Source organism: Duganella callida (assembly GCF_004614165.1).
Lineage (GTDB): Bacteria > Pseudomonadota > Gammaproteobacteria > Burkholderiales > Burkholderiaceae_D > Rugamonas > Rugamonas callida.
In genome coordinates this window covers 1-3,675 of record NZ_SPVG01000239.1, presented here as the reverse complement: position 1 = coordinate 3,675, position 3,675 = coordinate 1, and the positions used below count along the sequence as shown (strand labels likewise).

Here is a 3,675-nt window from a genome sequence, read left to right as displayed (position 1 = left end):
GCCGGCGCGGGTGGCGGCGCTGACGTATTCGGCCTCGCTCGGTTTCGGCCTGTACGCCAGCGTCAGCGCCTTCCGCGATTTCAAGGACGACCAGGCGCGCGGCGTGTTTTTCAGCCTGAGCGGCAGCTTCTGGGACCGCATTTCGGCCAACGCCAGCCGCAGCCGCCAGAACGGCGTGCAGACCAACAGCCTGACGCTGAGCCGCACCGCCGATTACAGCGGCGGCTTCGGCTGGGCGCTGCAATCGGTGCAGAACAACGGCGCGCCGCAGCGCCAGGGCCAGCTGACCTATCTGGGCAATTACGGCCAGGTCACCGGCTACACCCAGGAAACCGGCGGCAACCGCACCAGCTCGGTGGACGTGAGCGGCGCGCTGGTGCTGATGGACGGCACGGTGCACGCCGCGCGCCAGGTCGGCGCCGGCTTCGCGCTGGTGTCCACCGACGGCGTCGGCGGCGTGCCGGTGCTGCAGGAAAACCAGGCGATCGGCCGGACCAGCAGCGGCGGCTACATGCTGGTGCCGAACCTGAACCCGTACTTGCAAAACCAGATCGGCATCGACCCCAGCCATCTGCCGCTCGATGCGCGCATCGCCAGCACCGGCCAGGCGGTGGTGCCGGCGCGGCTGTCGGGCGTGCTGGTGCGCTTCCCGGTCGAGAAGTATGAGGCGGCCAGCGTGATCCTGCACGACGCCAACGGCAAGCCGCTGGCCACCGGCAGCCAGGTGCTGCACGTGGAAACCGGCAACAGCACCATCGTCGGCTTCGACGGCGTCGCCTTCATCGACCACCTGGCGCCGCTGAATCACCTGAAGGCCACGGTGGACGGCGCGGCTTGCATCGTCGAGTTCGCCTACCAGCCGGAGCGCGGCAACCCGCTCGGCACGCTGGGGCCATTTGTCTGCAAGGGAGTGCAATGATGGCGCGCCGCTGGCTGCTCCTGCTGGGACTGCTGCTGGCGCTGCTGGGCGGCCAGGCGCGTGCCGACAACTGCAGCATCACGCCCAGCGATATCGTGTTCCCCAGCGTCAGTTCGATTTCCGGCAGCGACGTGTTTGCCGCCGCCAGCTTCCAGGTCACCTGCACCTGGACCGATTTCCTCGGTGGCCTGCTGACGCCGAACGTGACGGTGTGCCTGAACCTGGGCGCCGGCAGCAATTCGTCGACCACGGTGACGGCGCCGCGCCAGCTCGGCAACGGCAGCCTCAAGGCCAATTACAACATCTACACGGACGCCAGCTATGCGGCGGCCAAAATCTGGGGCGGCTGGGCCGGCACCAGCACCGCGTCGACGCCGATCACGTTTCAGATGACCAAGACCGGCGGCCTCGGCTCGCTGTCGCAGACGATACCGCTGTACGCCAAGCTGACGGCGGACGCCACGCTGGCCGCCAACGCGGTGGGCGCCGACAACCTGACCGTGAGTTCCACCTTCGGCGCCGGCAGCGCGGTGATGCAATACCAGTTCTCGCTGCTGGGCGTGCTGGGCTGTGCGCTGCCGCAGACGGTGGCGATTCCCTTCCAGGTGCGGGCGGCGCTGATCAATGACTGCAACATCAACGCCGGCAGCCTGGTGTTTCCCAACGCCAGTCTGCTGAGCAGCGCGATGCGGACCAGCGCCAATCTGACGGTCCGCTGCAGCAACAGCACCGCCTACAAGATCGTGTTTTCGGCGGGCGGCAATGCCAGCAGCATGACCGCGCGCCGGATGCGCAACGCCAGCACCAATGAAATGGTGGCGTATCAGATTTCAAGTTCGCTGGACGGTCCCAGCCTCGGCGATGGCAGCGGCGGGACGGTGGTGATGGCGGGGACGGGCGATGGCACGAGCAAAAGCCTGACGGTGTTCGGCCTGGTGCCGCCGCAGACCACCCCGTCGCCGGGAGACTACAAGGATACGGTGACGGCCACGGTGTTGTTCTGAGCGTGGCGGGAAAAGGCAAGGCTTAGAAGTAGATGGTCCAGTCGCCGGCGCCGTTGTCCTGGCGCACGGCGGTGTTGGCGGCGGTGCCGCTGTTGACGGCGGCTTTGTCGCCGTTGCGCGCGGTCAGGTAGGGGCTGTTCAGCTGGCAGGCGACGGCCGGGGCGGCTTTGGCGCCGTTTTTGGCGGCGGCGCTGTCGGCCGTGGTCTGCACGTTGCAGGATTCCTTGACCTCAAAGGTGACCTGCATGGAGGCCGATGCGGTCTTGCCGGCGGCGCTGGCCAGCAGCGGCAGAGTGATCAGAACGGCGACTAGGGCTTGAGTAAAGTTTTTCATTTTTACACACGTTTTTGAGGTGCGCGGCAATCAGGTTGATGACTACGCGGAATCGGGTGCAGATCGCGCATCCGGTTCCGCTGGGGTAGCCAGCAAGGCCGAGAAAGTTAATCTACAGGAAGAATTTTATCCTGAAAGAACAATCTCTCGAATGTTCACATTTTACACAAAAATTTACGTGTGGAAATAACGTGATTTTTGGAGAGTTTTGAGTGTCGTTTTTCAGCTTATTTTGGAGGTGTCCAAACGGCCTCAAAAAGCCGGGTTTTCATAGGAGAAATTAAGAAAAACGCGAGGGAAAAAAGGAGAACGAATTGAGACGAGAAAATACACACATTGTCACAGTGGTTGCATCACCTAGAAAAGTCACACTTTCTTGCATCCAGCATGCAAGTGACTCCGTCGCCGCCGGCGGCGTTTGCCAGCAATAGTTGCCAACCCTATCACTGAGGAGTATGAAAATGAAACATACGGATTTCGGCAGCATGCCTTGCCCGATCGCCCGCAGCCTGGGGAAAGTCGGTGAATGGTGGAGTATCCTGATCCTGCGTGACGCCTTCTACGGCCTGACGCGCTTCGACGAATTCGAGAAGAGCCTGAAGATCGCGCCGAACATGCTGACGCGCCGGCTGGCCGGCCTGGTCGAGGGCGGACTGATGGAGCGCCGCCAGTACAGCACCCGGCCGCCGCGCTATGAATACATTCTCACCAAGGCCGGCCGCGACTTCAAGCCGGTGCTGCTGGCCTTCGTGGCCTGGGGCAACGAGCACCTGGCGCCGGAAGGGGCCAGCCTGCTGGTGGTGAGCCGCGAGACCGGCAAGCCGGCCGACCAGGTGCTGGTGGACGCCAACAGCGGCCTGGCCATCAATGACGAAGACTATATGTTCGCGCCCGGTCCGGCGGCCACCGAGGGAATGCGCTCGCGGCTGGTGAAGATCGGCCAGTCGCCGGGCCAGGCCCGCGCCTGACCGGCCGCCGGGTTCAGCCGCCCGGTTCCAGCTGGGCGTAGACTGCGTTGGCCAGCCCGGCCAGCGCAGTCTTGTCCAGGTTGCCGGACAGGGCGTAGCCGAAGCGACCGTCGATCCAGTAAAACACGCTGACATCGCCTTCGCGCGCGTAGCGGAAGCCGGTTTCGCTGTTGTGCGTCTGTTCCGTCGAGACGTACAGCGTGAGTCGGGCGCCGCTGGCGTCGCGGTACATGAATTGCGCCACCGGGCCGCTCTGGCCCGGCAATAATCTGCCGCCTTCCAGTGCATAGCCCTGGGCGCCCAGTTGCGGCGGCTTGAGCGGCGCGCCCAGGCGCCTGGACAGCCAGGCGACCAGATGGGCTTGCTGATCGGCGCCGACTTCGACCGGATGCCGCACCTCGGGCGCATAGACGGCGTGGGCCAGCGCGGCGCGCAGCGGCAGGGTGGCGG

5 protein-coding genes are annotated in these 3,675 nt (G+C 64.8%); 3 read left to right on the top strand and 2 right to left on the bottom strand.

The genetic code is table 11. The annotated features are described in order from the left end of the window. The coding region (locus tag E4L98_RS24250; RefSeq protein ID WP_135204107.1) for a fimbria/pilus outer membrane usher protein at window positions 1–919 on the top strand (919 nt) is incomplete at its 5' end. After that, window positions 916–1,923 (top strand): Csu type fimbrial protein, encoded by a 1,008-nt coding sequence (locus tag E4L98_RS24245; protein ID WP_135204106.1) that lies wholly within the window; start codon window positions 916–918, stop codon window positions 1,921–1,923. The genes E4L98_RS24250 and E4L98_RS24245, both read left to right, overlap by 4 nt. 22 nt (window positions 1,924–1,945) lie before the next feature. Here the strand turns inward: E4L98_RS24245 and E4L98_RS24240 are convergent, their stop codons facing one another. Then, window positions 1,946–2,257, bottom strand: a complete 312-nt coding sequence (locus E4L98_RS24240) for a hypothetical protein (RefSeq protein ID WP_135204105.1) — start codon at window positions 2,255–2,257, stop codon at window positions 1,946–1,948. 461 nt (window positions 2,258–2,718) lie between these two features. Here E4L98_RS24240 and E4L98_RS24235 point away from each other — a divergent pair, with 461 nt between their 5' ends. Then, window positions 2,719–3,225 (top strand): winged helix-turn-helix transcriptional regulator, encoded by a 507-nt coding sequence (locus tag E4L98_RS24235; protein ID WP_135204104.1) that lies wholly within the window; start codon window positions 2,719–2,721, stop codon window positions 3,223–3,225. A gap of 13 nt (window positions 3,226–3,238) precedes the next feature. Here the strand turns inward: E4L98_RS24235 and E4L98_RS24230 are convergent. Further along, a partial coding sequence (locus E4L98_RS24230; protein ID WP_135204103.1) for an anti-sigma factor family protein occupies window positions 3,239–3,675 on the bottom strand: 437 nt, incomplete at its 5' end.

Bases quoted from the DNA above. Each gene is read 5' to 3' on its own strand.
- E4L98_RS24245 (WP_135204106.1), top strand. From the start codon at position 916: ATGATGGCGCGCCGCTGGCTGCTCCTGCTGGGACTGCTGCTGGCGCTG.
- E4L98_RS24240 (WP_135204105.1), bottom strand. From the start codon at position 2,257: ATGAAAAACTTTACTCAAGCCCTAGTCGCCGTTCTGATCACTCTGCCG.
- E4L98_RS24235 (WP_135204104.1), top strand. From the start codon at position 2,719: ATGAAACATACGGATTTCGGCAGCATGCCTTGCCCGATCGCCCGCAGC.